Genomic DNA, 13,135 nt, shown 5'->3' with positions numbered 1-13,135 from the left:
TTATGACTCCATACCCGATTGGCTGGCCTGCAGCAGACTGTCCTGTAGCTGTCTGGCGTAGCGTGCGAAGGTGGGACTGACGCGAAAATCCTCGTCGCGTGGGAAAGGTTCGTTGATGGCGATGTCTTCCACCACGCGGCCCGGCCTCGCTGCCATCATGATCACCCGCTGCGAGAGGAACACCGCTTCGTGGATTGAATGAGTCACAAAGACCACGGTGAGGCCCTGTTCGCGCCACAGGCGCAGCAGGTCGCTGTCGAGCCTGTTGCGGGTGATTTCATCCAGTGCGCCAAAGGGTTCGTCCATCAGCAGCAGTTTCGGGCGCGTCACCAGCCCTCGGGCGATCGACACGCGCATCTGCATGCCGCCTGAAAGCTCGCGCGGCAACACCTTGGCGAACTTACCCAGTCCGACCAACTCCAGCGCCTCGCTGACCCGGGTATTGGCTTCGGCGCGCGGCACACCGGCGAGGTCCAGCGGCAGACGCACGTTGTTATGCACGTTGCTCCACGGCATCAGTGTCGCCTCCTGAAACACAAAGGAGAGCGGCACCTGCGCCTTCTCGCGGCTATCTTTGCGCCACAGCATCAGCTTGCCGTCGCTCGGTTCAACCAGTCCGGCAACCATTTTCAGCAGCGTACTTTTTCCACAGCCGGACGGCCCGAGCAGCGTCACAAACTCACCCTGATTAATGGTCAGATTCACCGGCAGCAGCGCGCGCGTGCCGTTGCTGTATATTTTCTCCGCCGACAGCACCTCAATGGCCGGTGTGCCGAGCGCGTGGTGGGGGCGTTCTTCGCCTATCACCGTCAGATTGGGGGCGGTATTCATGGCATGACCTTTGCGTCTTTGATCAAGTCGAGGCTGTAGGTCTGGTCAAACGGCACCTTGCTCGGGTCGATCAGCTTGTTTTTGACCAGCATGTCCCAGGTCTCTTTCAGGCGTGGCACGGTGATGATGCCGATGCCGCCGGTCTGAGCATCACCGCCGGTAACCAGTTGGTATTTCTTCATTTGTGCAATCCCGAAGGCAATCTGGTCGACGCCCATGCGTGGGTTATCCTTACGGATCAGTTCGTTACCCGCCGTAGGGTCCTGCAAGTAGGCTTTCCAACCCTGCATCGACGCCTTGATGAAGGCAGCCAGCGCGGCCGGGCGTTTCTTGACGGTGTCGGCCATGCAGATAATCGAGTTGCCGTAAGGTGGATAACCCCAGTCGCTAAGCGGGTAGACATAGAACGGCTTGCCGCCCTTTTCAACCGAGAAAGGCTCCGAGGTCACGTAGCCCTGCTGCACCAGGTTGTTGTCGGCCAGGAACGGCTGCACGCTGAAGGTATAAGGACGGATTTTGGCGTTGGCGAGACCCAGCTCGCTTTTGGCCCACGGCCAGAAAGAGGTGTAGGCCTCAGTCGCCAGCAGGAAGGTCTTGTCTTTCAGCTCTTCGGGCTTATTCACCTTGTCGTGGCTGATAAACACCGTTGGCGAATGTTGGAACACGGTTGCAACCGTCACCGCATGCACGCCTGCCTGCCAAGTTTCCAGCGCCTGACCGTTGTCGCCCAGAGTACAGTCGGCCTGACCGGCGGCCATCAGTTGCATCACGTTAACCTGCGGGCCGCCCATTTTAAGGGTGACATCGAGACCGGCGTTCTTGTAAATCCCCTTGGCCTGCGCCTCGTAAAAACCGCCGTGTTCGGCCTGCGCATACCAGTTTGTCAGGAAGGTGATTTTCTCTTCTGCCTGCGCGGAAAGCGACGCTGAGGCCAACAGCAGGGCAAGCAGGGTATAGCTCGGTGAAGGTTTCATTGCGGACATTCCTTTATTCAGAGGCCAAGGAGGACGAAGGAGGCGTAAAACTGCTCTGCACGAAGCCATTCCAGTGGTGTTTGCCCCACGTCGGTTCGCTGCGTGTTTTCCACTCCATCTGGTGGATTTCGGTAATGGCCTGCGCCCAGCTTGCGGCGAGGGAGTCGAGGATCGCATGGCCCTGTTCGGCGGTCGCCGGGGTCGGGTCGCCAATCACGCCACTCGGCCCAAAGTCGTAGGAGGCCCAGGCGGCGGCAGGGCGGCCGTTCGACAGCGTCGGACAGGGGAATTCCGGCGGATAATTGGCTACGGCATGTTCCATGTGTACGCATTCGGGGGCCAGCGCCAGCATCACGGCGGTTTCGCTGTGACCGGCATGCATCGCCATTTTTTGCTCCTGGGCACTCAAATAGCGGGTCTCAACGTTAGGCACGCGGAACACGTCGTGCGGGATCATAATCATGTCGCCGTGACGCAGGCGCATCTCGCGCGAGGCCATTTGCAGCACCTGCGGTTGTCCACCGTGCCCGTTGATCATCAGCAGCTTGCGAAAACCGGCGCGATACAGGGACTCGGCAACCTCGAGAATGGTTTGCAGCAGCGTGTCGCCGGTCAGCGTGAGCGTGCCGGGGAAGTTAAGATGCTCGTCGGACTTGCCGTAGGTGATAGGCGCAATAGCGTAGGCCGGAATATCGGCCGGCAGGCGAGCCAGCGCGTGACCGGCCACGCCAGAGGAGATGACGCTGTCAACCGAACACGGCAGGTGCGGGCCGTGCTGCTCGATGGCACCGGTCGGCAACACAATCACGGTGTTGGCCTTGTCAGGCAGGGCAGCGATGGCCGTCCAGCTTAGAAACGGGAGAAAGCGCGCTGCGGGAATGTAGCCGTTAATCATACTGTGCCTCGTCGTTTATTTTATTAAGGAGGACTGTGGCAGCCATGCTGTGGCCTCCACTTCAATTAACACCTCGGCGCTGGGCAACATTTCGCTGACCTGTACCACCGTCGAGACCGGCGGTTGTCCGGGATAAAACAGCTTTCTCACCCGGCTGTAGTAGGGGAAGTGGTCGAGGTTACGGAAGTACTGCACCAGCTTGATGACGTCACTCATTTGCCCACCGGCCTCTTCGAGGGTGTGGCGTATGCTTTCCAGTACGTACCAGCTCTGCGCTAGGATCGGTCCCTGTTTGGCGTCGGTCGAGAACTCGCCGGTCTCACCGAGCAGCCTGCGTGCCTCGGCGGGAATATCCGCAAAGCCGCGCACGATAGTGGCCGTCTGCGGATTCACCGGAATAATCCCCGACAGGAAAATGTAATCGCCTGCACGTCGCCAGGCGGCGTATTGCGCGAGCGGTTTGCCCGCACCGGCTTCAAGACTCATGGGTAAACTCCTGATTCCACATCCGTTGATAGGTGAGCTTGCCGTGGCTGATAACCCGGCGCGCCGCGCTGTTTAGAGGCCAGGTTACGCTGTCGCTTCCCGGGAAAATCACCAAATTGGCCGCACTGCCTGCGTTCAGCGGTGAGCTCTGTGCTTTTGCGCCGGTCAGCGCGCCGAGGTCGCAGATAAGCCGCGACTGCTGGTCAAATACCTGGTTGAGCTGGGCGCTAAACAGGGCACAGCTAAGGGTATCGAGCGGGTCATAGCTGCCTGCGGGACAAAACGCGTCCTGCACGTTGTCGCAGCCGAGTAGAGTGGGGATGCCCGCTGTCTGCGCCTCTTTAAGTCGGGTGATGCCGCGCTGGCGCGGGGTACGGCCGACAACCGCGTCCTGCAGCAGCAGGTTGGTCATCGGCAGTGCAATCAGCGTCACGCGATGCTTTGCCAGTTCGGCCAGCACCTGTTGCGCCTGTTGTTCGCTGCCTGAGGCCAGAGCGCAGCCGTGGCTACAGCAGATGTGTCCGGGAAAGTCGTGCCTTGAGAGATAGTCGGCCAGCCACACTAGCCCGTTGGCGCGTTCTGACAGCTCTTCGTCGATGTGCAAATCGAGGTTAAGACGCCAGCGGGCGGCGCTTTCCATCAGGTTCGCCATGGCGGACGGGTTCCAGTTCGACGAGTGTATAAAGCCGCCGAGCAGGCAACTATCGCCGCTCTGCGCCACTGCGCGTGCGATGGCATCGGCCGAGTTAACGTCGGTGAACAGCGTCAAAGGCGCCAGCGCTACCCGTTCAAGCGTCAAGCCGGTTGGTGCGAGTGCAGCCATCTCGTGCCAGGCAACCGGCGGCGTCGGGTCGAACCAGTCGATGTGGGTGCGTAAATGCGTGACACCGTGCGCTGCCGCCCACGTCAGACCGCGCAAGGCGCGCTGGCGAAGATCCTGCGGCGTCCAGTGCTGGCGGTCTTGATGCATCGCCTCAATGGCGGCCAGCAAACCCGGCCCTTGCGGACGACTGCGGGTGAGGGTAAAGGTTTTATCCAGATGGGCGTGGGGCTCTATCAATCCCGGCAATACCAGCGCGCCGCCAAGATTCCATAAGTGTTTATTCGACGCCTGGCTCGGCGTCAGTAAGGTAATCAGACCCTGACTGAAATGGATATCGGCCAACACGGGCTCACCGTTTTGCTGCGGCCAGTCGGCAGGAAGCGTCCATGCGGGCAGGCGAGCATGGGCGAGGCCGTTTAACGGCGCGTTGAGGCTCAGGTTCGCCATTGACTGGCTCGGCGTAGACATCACAGGTCCAGCACCAGAACGGGGCTTTTCGAACGAGAGCAGCACAGCGTAATTTGCGTATTCTCGGCGCGCTCTTCCTCGGTTAATACGCAGTCGCGGTGATCGGGAATACCCTCGATCACGTCTGTAATGCAGGATCCGCACACGCCCTGTTCACAGGACAGCATAATATCAACCTTTGCGCTTAACAATACTTCGGCAATGGTTTGACTCGGCGTCACTAAAAATCTTTGTCCGGTCGAATTTAACTGAATATGGAAGCCCTGATTATCGGCGTTGTTATTTAATTCGGCATTGCTAAAACGCTCAAACGATAATTGCGCAGGCTGCCAGCGATTAAACTGCATAATATCCTGTAGGCGTTTAATAAAGCCGTCTGGACCACAGGCCACTACCGCCGTTTCGGCATCCGGTGAGCGTAAACAGGCAGGCGTACGCGCGCGCAGGGAATCGTTTGCGTCGCTGTAGTGAAGAAAGACGTGATTGGCCAGCATTGGCGCACTGCAACGCGACATAAACGCCGTTTCCTGCTCGCGTGAGACATAGTAATGCATTTCAAAATCAATATTTTGTTTAGCAATTTCCTCCGCCATTGCCAGCAGCGGCGTAATGCCAATGCCGCCCGCAAACAGCAGGAAACGCCGCGCCTGCGGCAGAGGGAAATGATTGCGTGGTGCAGAGATTTTCAGGCCGTCACCGACGTTGAGCTGGTGGTGAAGATAGTGCGATCCGCCGGTTGATAATGGTGCCAGTTTAATACAAATCTCGTAATATTCTTCGCCGCCATTTTCACCGCAAAGAGAATACTGCCGTGGACCTTTTTCAGGAATAAAAACGTCGATGTGCGCGCCCGGAGAATAACGCGGTAAAACGCTTCCAGCTTGGGCAATAAGCTGTAATGAAATATTCCCTGCACCATTATTATTCATTTTTTTAACTGTGACTGGAATTAACTCTGCATCTTTCATTATGATTTGCCGTTTTACCGTTAATTAATCACGTTGAGTTTTTTTGTGATGAATGTGGACTCAACCCATAAACGCGTTTAACCGCACCGTCGGCGGGATACCCGCCAAATCGATCGCTTTATGTGCTTTGAAACGAATGTTCCTGTTGCCTTGAAAACTACGTTATTGTTATAAAACCGTTGCGTCCAGCGCTTTGATTCGCACATCCCGTTGCATAAAAGAGAGCACTCGAAATATGTTCGCATTCTCCCGTTTTCTACTGTATTTCACGGAAGTTGCCCGTCAGGGATCGTTTCGCAAGGCCTCGGAAACCCTGCACGTTGCCGCCTCATCCATCGACAGGCAGATACTGCGGGTTGAGAAAGAGCTGGCGATGCCGCTGTTTGAAAGACACCCGACCGGGCTGAGACTGACTGCCGCCGGGGAGCTGTTGCTGCATGCGGCCAATAACTGGAAGAAAGATTTCTCCCGCGTCTGCGAACAGCTCGACGACCTGCGTGGACTGCGACGCGGGCATGTGCGTATCGCGACCATCGACGCCATTAACCGGCACTTCTTCTCGTCGATGCTCAAAAAGGTCCATCACGAATATCCGAATATCTCTTTCACGTTGACCACCATGAACAATATCGATATCCAGCAGGCGTTGATGTCGGGCGACGCCGACTTTGGCATCATGCTCAATCCTCAGAGCTCGAAGGAGCTACAGGTGCGGGCGTTCGCCGAGATTAATCTCGGCATCGTGGTGCCCAAAGAGCATCCGCTGGCAGGGCGGAGCGGAGTGCGTTTCAACCAGTGCATCGAGTATCCGTTTATCATACCCTCGGCGCCGTTAATGCTGTCGGAGCCGGTCGAGGCGCTGGTCAATATCAACGGTGGCAGGGTTAACGAAGTCGCTGTTTCCAATAATATTCATATGATCAGGTCATTAATCAAAGAGCAGATTGGCATCGGTATTCTGTGCTGGCTGGATATCATGGACGAGGTCATCAGCGATGAACTGGCGTTTATTCCGTTGACCGATCCCCAACTGAAATCCTTCACCCTGTCGCTGTGCGTTGCGCCTTCGCGCCAGTTGTCGTTAGCGGCCTCGATGATGCTCAAACAACTGGAGATGCTGTTCAGCCAAATTGAGAACCGCGCTTAGCCGTCGTCCAGGTGCACTATTTTGGTGCCTGCTGCTCTGCATTGAATCAAAGGTTGCAGAGTGGGCCGGGTTTTTTGGGGGGCAATTTCCGCACAAAGGGCATGGATAGGGCATTGGTCAACTTGGCACCGTTTTTGTATAACTGAAAGTGAGTAGAAGCGGTCAGTGCGGGAACTCCGCGCGGGACATTGCTCAGCAACCATTTCGCATTTCACACTTTGCGCCGATGGGAGGCTGAGCCGCGTCTGCTTTGCCCCTCTTCGGCAACAATGAGAGGAGCAATGAAAATGACATCTCGATTGCCGCTGTCATGCTGTGTTCTGGGCACGCTGCTACTTGGCGCCTTTTCGCAGGCCGCTCAGGCCGATGAAAAGATTGCCCTGCTGACGTCCTGGTACGCTCAGGCCGAGCAGGGCGGATATTATCAGGCGCTGGCGACCGGCATTTACAAACGCTACGGGCTGGACGTCAGCATTCAGTCTGGCGGTCCGCAGGTCAACGGCATGCAGTTGCTGTTGGCCAAGCGCGCCGACGTAATTATCGGCTATGACCTACAGCTGCTCGACGCCGTGCAGCGTGGCTTTCCGGCCAAGGCTATCGCCGCACCCTTCCAGTTTGACCCGCAGGGTCTGCTGACCCACGCTTCCGTCACCTCGCTCGATGGCCTGAAAGGCAAAACCATTCTGGTCTCCAGTTCGGGGCAATCCACCTGGTGGCCATGGCTGAAAGCGCAGTATCACCTCACCGACGCGCAGGCGCGCCCCTACACCTTCAACATTCAGCCTTTCGTGGCCGACGACAACGTCGCGCAGCAGGCCTACGTCAGTTCCGAGGTGTTTCAGGCGCAGAAGGCGGGCGTAAAGTCGAACTTCTTCCTGTTTTCCGAGCACGGTTATCCGCCGTATGGCGGGATCCTGATCGCTCGTCCTGACCTGATTGCCAGCCGCAAAGAGGCACTGGCAAAGTTCGTTCGCGCCTCGATGGAAGGCTGGGTGAGCTATTTGCAGAATCCGGCACCGGGCAATGCCTTGATCAAAAAAGATAATCCGAAGATGACCGACGATTTGCTGGCCTGGGGCGTATCGCAGATTAAACAGCATCACCTGATTGACGGCGGCGACGCGGCAACGCAGGGCTGGGGCACCATGACCGATGCGCGCTGGCAGAAAACTCGAAACTTTATGGTCAACGCCGGTCTGCTCAAGGCCGACACTGACTGGAAGCAGGCCTACACCACAGACATCGTGCAGGGCCTGCACGTTGAACCTTAAGGAGCGCTGCCATGACACTGCTGATTAGAAATGCTCACGCGATCCTCACCGGTCTGCCGGGTGCGGCGTCGCGCCATGCGGGGCCAGACATGCGGATTCGCGACGGCGTTATCGAGGCAATGGGCGCACTGAGCCCGCTGGCCGACGAGCGCATCATCGATGCCCGCGACTGCGTGGTGTACCCGGCATGGGTTAATACCCACCATCATCTGTTTCAGTCACTGCTGAAAGGCGAGCCGCAGGGGCTGAACCAGAGTCTGACCGCGTGGCTGAGCGCAACGCCTTACCGTTTTCGCGCGGCGTTCGACGAAAGCACTTTTCGGCTGGCGGTGCGCGTTGGGCTGATTGAGCTGCTGCGTTCCGGCTGCGCCACCGTGGCCGACCATAACTATCTTTATTGGCCGGATATGCCTTTCGATACCTCAGATATCATTTTTAGCGAGGGAGAAGCGCTGGGAATGCGCATCGTGCTGTGTCGCGGTGGAGCAACCCAGTCGCGCGCCATTGAGCAGGACCTGCCGCTGGCGCTGCGGCCGGAAGGTTTCGACGCCTACATGACTGACGTTGAACGACTGGTCGGGCGTTATCACGACTCGCGCCCCGAATCGCTGCGTCGCGTGGTGATGGCGCCGACCACCTTGCTGCACTCTGCGCCGGGTGCACAGCTGCGTGAGATGGCGAAGCTTGCACGCCGTTTGGGTATTCGTTTGCACAGTCATCTCTCAGAAACCGTGGACTATCTCGACGCAGCCCGAGCCAAATTCGGCATGACGCCGGTTCAGTTTTGCGCCGAGCATGACTGGCTAGGCAGTGACGTCTGGTTCGCGCATCTGGTCAAGCTGCTGCCGGAGGAAATCACCTTGTTAGGGGCGACGCGCACGGGGATCGCGCACTGTCCGCAAAGTAACGGGCGACTCGGCAGCGGCATTGCCGATCTGCTGGCGCTTGAAAAGGCTGGGGTGCCAGTTTCGCTCGGCGTTGACGGCGCGGCCTCCAACGAGGCGGCGGATATGCAAAGTGAGGCGCACGCCGCGTGGCTGTTGCAGCGCGCACGTAAAGGCATGCTGGCACAGCCGCGCTACGAGGGCGGCACCTTTGAAGGCGGAGCCGATGCCGCCACCATCGAAGACGTGGTGCGTTGGGGGAGTGCGGGCGGTGCGCAAATCCTCGGGTTATCGCGCAGCGGCACGCTACAGCCGGGCATGCTCGCCGATATCGCCGTTTATCGTCTCGACGATCCGCGCTACTTCGGGCTGCACGACATGGCCATTGGCCCGGTGGCCTGCGGGGGACGCGCCTCGCTGAAAGCCCTGCTGATCAACGGTCGCATGATTGTCGAAAACGACAGCGTGCCGGGCCTCGACCTTGACGCCCTGCGCGTCGACGCGATGGCGGCGGTAAAAACCTTACAGCAGCGTGCGCTCGCATAAACCCTATGATAAAGATCAGGAAAAACATCATGACTCAGACTACTCAAAACCAAGCTTACGCACTGAAAGAACTGGAGAAAGAGGCTCAGATGGGGGCCATGGGGGAAGAGACCTTTACCCGCGAGGTGCGCTGCATCGACCTTTCTGATTTTGAAAAACGCAAAAGTGAGATAGCAGACCAGCTGTGGCAGGCGGCGGTAGAGATTGGCTTCTTCCAGGTAAGCCACCACGGCATCGATTTGGCCGATATCCGTCGTGCATTTAACATGACAGAGAGCTTCTTCTCGTTACCGAACGAGGTGAAGGCGCAGTATCCGCTAGCGAGAAACGCTGGATGGGAGAACAAGTCGCAGGTGCGTCCGTCAACCAAAACGCCGGATCAGAAAGAGTCTTATCAGATCACGCGCCCATTGATGGACCCGCTGTGGCCAAGTGAACAGGAGCTGCCTGCGTTTAAAAATACCATGCTGGCCTTCGAGTCGCAGTGCTGGCAACTGGGCATGAAGCTGCTCTCCTGCTTCGCGCTCAAGCTGGGGTTTGCCGAACACTTCTTTGAGGAGGCGCATAATCCGAATCGTGAAACCTATCAGAGCACGCTGCGCATGCTGCACTACTATGCGACGGAGCAGTCGCAGCAGGGCATGTGGCGCGCCGGGGCTCATACCGATTTTGACTGCCTGACGCTGTTGTTCCAGCGTCCGGGGCAGGGTGGATTGCAGGTTTGCCCGGGTAAAGACCACGAAAGCCAGCAGTGGACCAGCATTGAGCCGCGTGAAGAGGTGATCACCTGCAATATCGGTGACATGCTGATGCGCTGGAGTGACGACCAGCTGCCGTCGAACTTCCACCGCGTCAGAAGCCCGCTGCCGGGCGAATATCAGGGGCCGCGCTACAGTCTGGCGTTCTTCTGCCAGGCAAATAAGGACGTCGAGATTCTGGGGCCGGGCGCGAAATATCCGCCCATCAGCGCCGAGGATTATTTGCAACAGCGTATTCAGGCGAACTTCTCGAAGGGATAAACCCCCCTCTTAATTGAACGTTGCGGATGATATAGCCATCAAGCGATGGCTATATTTTTATCTGCCGCAGCATATTTAGCCGATCCTGCCGTCGTGATTAGTCGCGATGCACCCGATCGTCCTTTAATCAAACCGTTGACCGATATTAGCTCGGGTCTTTACGCCAGTCCTGAATATATGAGTCAGTATGCTGCGATTGAGAAACACGAAGACTTGCCGCGTTATGACTATATTTTGCTGCGGGGTTTCGCGCATACCATCGTGTTACCTTTTCGCAAGGAAAAGCAAAAGTTGGACATTGAGGTGCGAAGCCGTTTTCGAGCCAATAACAGCACAATATTACTGAGCTCGGCGGTAGCTGGAACGGGTATTGTGTATATTCCCGACTATATGGCGCGTGAGGCGATGAGAAAGGGGGAGTTTATCCGTATTTTGCCCGAATGGAAAATGGATACTTACCGTGCCTGGATGCTATTTAAGTCGGAAAAAACGCTCTCTTTCAGCGTTAAACGTTTTGCCGAAGATCTCCTGCGGCGGATCCAGCGCGAGTCGGTGTAGAAAGGCTGTGCTTCATTGGGTGATCGCTATCTCAAAACGGGTATTTTTCAGAACCTCAAAAGGTTGTAGAATTAAATAATGTGGAAGAGAATGAAGATATAATGCCTTATTTTTCAATATGACATTATTTTTATAACAATAATTATTGTCTTAATGCTACCTTAATCATTAATGTGATAAAAGCCGCACATTCAAAATGTTAACCAAGATACTTTTACCGTCTATAGTTATCAGCATCAGGTATAAACATCAGAGAAAAGGAGCGACTATGGTGTGTAAACACAACCCGGCGGACATCGCGCCTATGTTGCGGAGTATGGACAGCCTTATGCGCTGGTGCTTTATGGCAAGCATCGTTGCTGCGCTTTCGGCAATCATCAATTATGTCTCCCTGCCTGAACCCACGCCGAGATTGCTGATTCAGACGCTTCTGGCCTTGGGCTGTGTAGGATTGGGGATATATCTTTCACTGCGTATTTCTAAATTAGAATCCAATCTCGATCATTCGGTTAAAGGTTATCCGAGAACCTGACGTTTTCCACATATTTACAAGTATTTAACGATGCCCTGATCTCTCAGGGCATTTTTTTTCTGTCATCGCGCCTAAAAAAAATAGGCTTAGGACGCGAATTATTTTTTTGGCATTTTCGCAAGTAGGGTATGCTTGCCCCGCCGGAAATAGGGTTTTCCGGATTTGTATATTTATGAATCACTTTAGATAAGAAAAAACAGGTTAACGCACCGTGAAAAAAATTTTGCCATTATCGCTTTTGGCAGCGCTTTGTGCGCAGTCTGCCTATGCCGACACCGTCCAGGATAACAATGGGTTTATCGCCGATAGCCATCTCAATGTGCTGCTGCGCAATGCCTATATCGACCGTAACTACAAACCAGACGGCGTGCGGACGCGTGAAGAGTGGGGCCAGGGCCTTATCGCCAACTTCACTTCTGGGTTTACACAGGGTCCGGTAGGTTTCGGCTTTGACGCGCTTGGCCAATACGCCGTTCGCCTCGACGGTGGTCGTGGTCATAGCGGCGCAGGCGGCATCGACTTCTTCTCGCAGGACCAGGACGGACGCGCCAAGTCTGACCTCGCCAAATTTGGCGCAACGGCCAAAATGCGTATCTCCAAAACCGTTCTGAGTTATGGCACCCAGGCACCTGAGTTGCCTATCCTCACCGCCGATAGTTCACGCCTGCTTGATGAAACCTACACCGGTTTTATGATTGATTCGCAGGAAATCGACGGGCTGGATATTACCGCCGGTCATTTCACCGACGAACAGCAAAAAAGTGATGACAGCCACAACAGCGGCCTGCACGGCCTGAGCTTTGGCGGTGCGCGCTACCAGTTTAACGATCGTCTGAGCGGCTCACTGTATGCATCGAACGTAGAAGGCGTGCTGAACAAGCAGTATCTGGGCATGACCTATCGTCAGCCTTTGGCGCCAGAGCATGCGTTGATTTTCGACTTCAACGGCTATAAATCACGCCTGACTCAAGACTATGCCAACACGCTCGATACCGGGCGCAGCAACGATATTTGGAGCCTGGCAACTAGCTATGTCGCCGGCATCCACACCTTCAAACTGGCTTACCAGCAGAGCAACGGCAGCACCGGCTATAACTACGGCGGCTACCGCAAAAATGGCGGGGTTGGCGATGGCGGCAACACCATCTGGCTGTCAAACTCCTACTGGTCAGATTTCAACGGTCAGGGCGAGCGCTCCTGGCAGCTGGCTTACTCGGTTGACCTCAGTGGGCTTGGCGTTCAGGGCCTGAGCTATGACGTGGCATACGTGCGCGGCGATAATATTCAGACCTCCGAAACCACCAACGGCCACGAGCACGAACTGTTTAACCAGATTCAGTACAAGGTGCCAGACGGCGTGGCGAAAGGCCTGAAGCTCAAACTGCGCTACTCGGTTCTGCGCGTATCTTCCGATGCCTCTTCGTATAACGTAGGCGGTAACGAAGTGCGCGTTTACGTCGAATACCCAATTTCTATCTTCTAATCGACCTCGACTAAGCGCACTATCTGCCTGAGTGAGCTCTTCACTCAGGCAATCTCTGCTAAAACACCATTTCAAAAAAAGCCAAACTGTAACTAGCTGGTAATATCCTCATTAAAAACTATTTAAAATATTTCTAAAGTTTTCTTAACAATTATTTAGCAACTAAAGCTAAAACTGCCGCTGCAGAAAGGTATTTATTAGGGACGAAGCCGTTAAATGATTTAGAAAGGTAATCACCTGGATTTATCAA

The 13,135-nt window shown here is 55.8% G+C and carries 13 protein-coding genes; 7 read left to right on the top strand and 6 right to left on the bottom strand.

What is annotated here, in order from left to right; genetic code table 11:
- Genes BS640_RS05170 through BS640_RS05145 form a run of 6 tightly spaced genes read right to left on the bottom strand, consistent with a single transcriptional unit; the run spans nt 1 to nt 5,445 of the window.
- Nucleotides 1-831 carry an ABC transporter ATP-binding protein gene (locus tag BS640_RS05170; protein ID WP_017492375.1) on the bottom strand — a complete coding sequence of 277 codons (831 nt, stop codon included), beginning with the start codon at nt 829-831 and terminating at the stop codon, nt 1-3.
- Nucleotides 828-1,805: an ABC transporter substrate-binding protein gene (locus BS640_RS05165; RefSeq protein WP_017492376.1), complete on the bottom strand. Its 978-nt coding sequence runs from the start codon at nt 1,803-1,805 to the stop codon at nt 828-830. Before BS640_RS05165 ends, BS640_RS05170 begins: the two co-directional genes overlap by 4 nt.
- Before the next feature lie 13 nt (nt 1,806-1,818).
- Nucleotides 1,819-2,700, bottom strand: coding sequence for a creatininase family protein (locus BS640_RS05160; protein ID WP_084912119.1), 882 nt, complete (start codon nt 2,698-2,700; stop codon nt 1,819-1,821).
- Between the two features lie 15 nt (nt 2,701-2,715).
- The gene (locus tag BS640_RS05155; protein ID WP_017492378.1) at nt 2,716-3,186 is read right to left on the bottom strand and encodes a RidA family protein; all 471 of its coding nucleotides are present in this window, start codon (nt 3,184-3,186) and stop codon (nt 2,716-2,718) included.
- On the bottom strand, nt 3,176-4,477 hold the full coding sequence (locus tag BS640_RS05150) for an amidohydrolase family protein (protein WP_017492379.1): 1,302 nt from the start codon (nt 4,475-4,477) through the stop codon (nt 3,176-3,178). The genes BS640_RS05155 and BS640_RS05150 overlap by 11 nt, the downstream gene beginning before the upstream one ends.
- A complete protein-coding gene (locus BS640_RS05145) occupies nt 4,477-5,445 on the bottom strand; it encodes a PDR/VanB family oxidoreductase (protein ID WP_162287584.1) in 969 nt (322 codons plus the stop codon). The genes BS640_RS05150 and BS640_RS05145 overlap by 1 nt, the downstream gene beginning before the upstream one ends.
- 235 nt (nt 5,446-5,680) lie before the next feature.
- Here BS640_RS05145 and BS640_RS05140 point away from each other — a divergent pair, with 235 nt between their 5' ends.
- The 7 genes from BS640_RS05140 (at nt 5,681) to BS640_RS05110 (ending at nt 12,885) form a co-directional block, all read left to right on the top strand.
- Nucleotides 5,681-6,592 carry a LysR family transcriptional regulator gene (locus tag BS640_RS05140; RefSeq protein WP_017492381.1) on the top strand — a complete coding sequence of 304 codons (912 nt, stop codon included), beginning with the start codon at nt 5,681-5,683 and terminating at the stop codon, nt 6,590-6,592.
- A gap of 281 nt (nt 6,593-6,873) precedes the next feature.
- A complete protein-coding gene (locus BS640_RS05135) occupies nt 6,874-7,863 on the top strand; it encodes an ABC transporter substrate-binding protein (protein ID WP_017492382.1) in 990 nt (329 codons plus the stop codon).
- 11 nt (nt 7,864-7,874) lie between these two features.
- Nucleotides 7,875-9,293: an amidohydrolase family protein gene (locus BS640_RS05130; protein ID WP_017492383.1), complete on the top strand. Its 1,419-nt coding sequence runs from the start codon at nt 7,875-7,877 to the stop codon at nt 9,291-9,293.
- Between the two features lie 29 nt (nt 9,294-9,322).
- Nucleotides 9,323-10,312, top strand: coding sequence for an isopenicillin N synthase family dioxygenase (locus BS640_RS05125; protein WP_017492384.1), 990 nt, complete (start codon nt 9,323-9,325; stop codon nt 10,310-10,312).
- A 45-nt stretch (nt 10,313-10,357) separates the two neighbouring features.
- Nucleotides 10,358-10,870 (top strand): LysR substrate-binding domain-containing protein, encoded by a 513-nt coding sequence (locus BS640_RS05120; RefSeq protein ID WP_084912117.1) that lies wholly within the window; start codon nt 10,358-10,360, stop codon nt 10,868-10,870.
- A 268-nt stretch (nt 10,871-11,138) separates the two neighbouring features.
- Complete coding sequence (locus BS640_RS05115) at nt 11,139-11,402, top strand: hypothetical protein (RefSeq protein WP_017492386.1); 264 nt, start codon at nt 11,139-11,141, stop codon at nt 11,400-11,402.
- 211 nt (nt 11,403-11,613) lie between these two features.
- The gene (locus BS640_RS05110; protein WP_084912116.1) at nt 11,614-12,885 is read left to right on the top strand and encodes an OprD family outer membrane porin; all 1,272 of its coding nucleotides are present in this window, start codon (nt 11,614-11,616) and stop codon (nt 12,883-12,885) included.
- Nucleotides 12,886-13,135: the final 250 nt, after the last annotated feature.

It is taken from the genome of Rouxiella badensis (assembly GCF_002093665.1).
In the GTDB taxonomy this organism is placed as follows: Bacteria; Pseudomonadota; Gammaproteobacteria; order Enterobacterales; family Enterobacteriaceae; genus Rouxiella; species Rouxiella badensis.
This window is presented reverse-complemented; position numbering and strand designations above follow the sequence as displayed.

Excerpts from the sequence above, each read along its gene's own strand:
- BS640_RS05170 (WP_017492375.1), bottom strand. The coding sequence starts at position 831 with ATGAATACCGCCCCCAATCTGACGGTGATAGGCGAAGAACGCCCCCAC.
- BS640_RS05165 (WP_017492376.1), bottom strand. The coding sequence starts at position 1,805 with ATGAAACCTTCACCGAGCTATACCCTGCTTGCCCTGCTGTTGGCCTCA.
- BS640_RS05160 (WP_084912119.1), bottom strand. The coding sequence starts at position 2,700 with ATGATTAACGGCTACATTCCCGCAGCGCGCTTTCTCCCGTTTCTAAGC.
- BS640_RS05155 (WP_017492378.1), bottom strand. The coding sequence starts at position 3,186 with ATGAGTCTTGAAGCCGGTGCGGGCAAACCGCTCGCGCAATACGCCGCC.
- BS640_RS05150 (WP_017492379.1), bottom strand. The coding sequence starts at position 4,477 with ATGTCTACGCCGAGCCAGTCAATGGCGAACCTGAGCCTCAACGCGCCG.
- BS640_RS05145 (WP_162287584.1), bottom strand. The coding sequence starts at position 5,445 with ATGAAAGATGCAGAGTTAATTCCAGTCACAGTTAAAAAAATGAATAAT.
- BS640_RS05140 (WP_017492381.1), top strand. The coding sequence starts at position 5,681 with ATGTTCGCATTCTCCCGTTTTCTACTGTATTTCACGGAAGTTGCCCGT.
- BS640_RS05135 (WP_017492382.1), top strand. The coding sequence starts at position 6,874 with ATGAAAATGACATCTCGATTGCCGCTGTCATGCTGTGTTCTGGGCACG.
- BS640_RS05130 (WP_017492383.1), top strand. The coding sequence starts at position 7,875 with ATGACACTGCTGATTAGAAATGCTCACGCGATCCTCACCGGTCTGCCG.
- BS640_RS05125 (WP_017492384.1), top strand. The coding sequence starts at position 9,323 with ATGACTCAGACTACTCAAAACCAAGCTTACGCACTGAAAGAACTGGAG.
- BS640_RS05120 (WP_084912117.1), top strand. The coding sequence starts at position 10,358 with ATGGCTATATTTTTATCTGCCGCAGCATATTTAGCCGATCCTGCCGTC.
- BS640_RS05115 (WP_017492386.1), top strand. The coding sequence starts at position 11,139 with ATGGTGTGTAAACACAACCCGGCGGACATCGCGCCTATGTTGCGGAGT.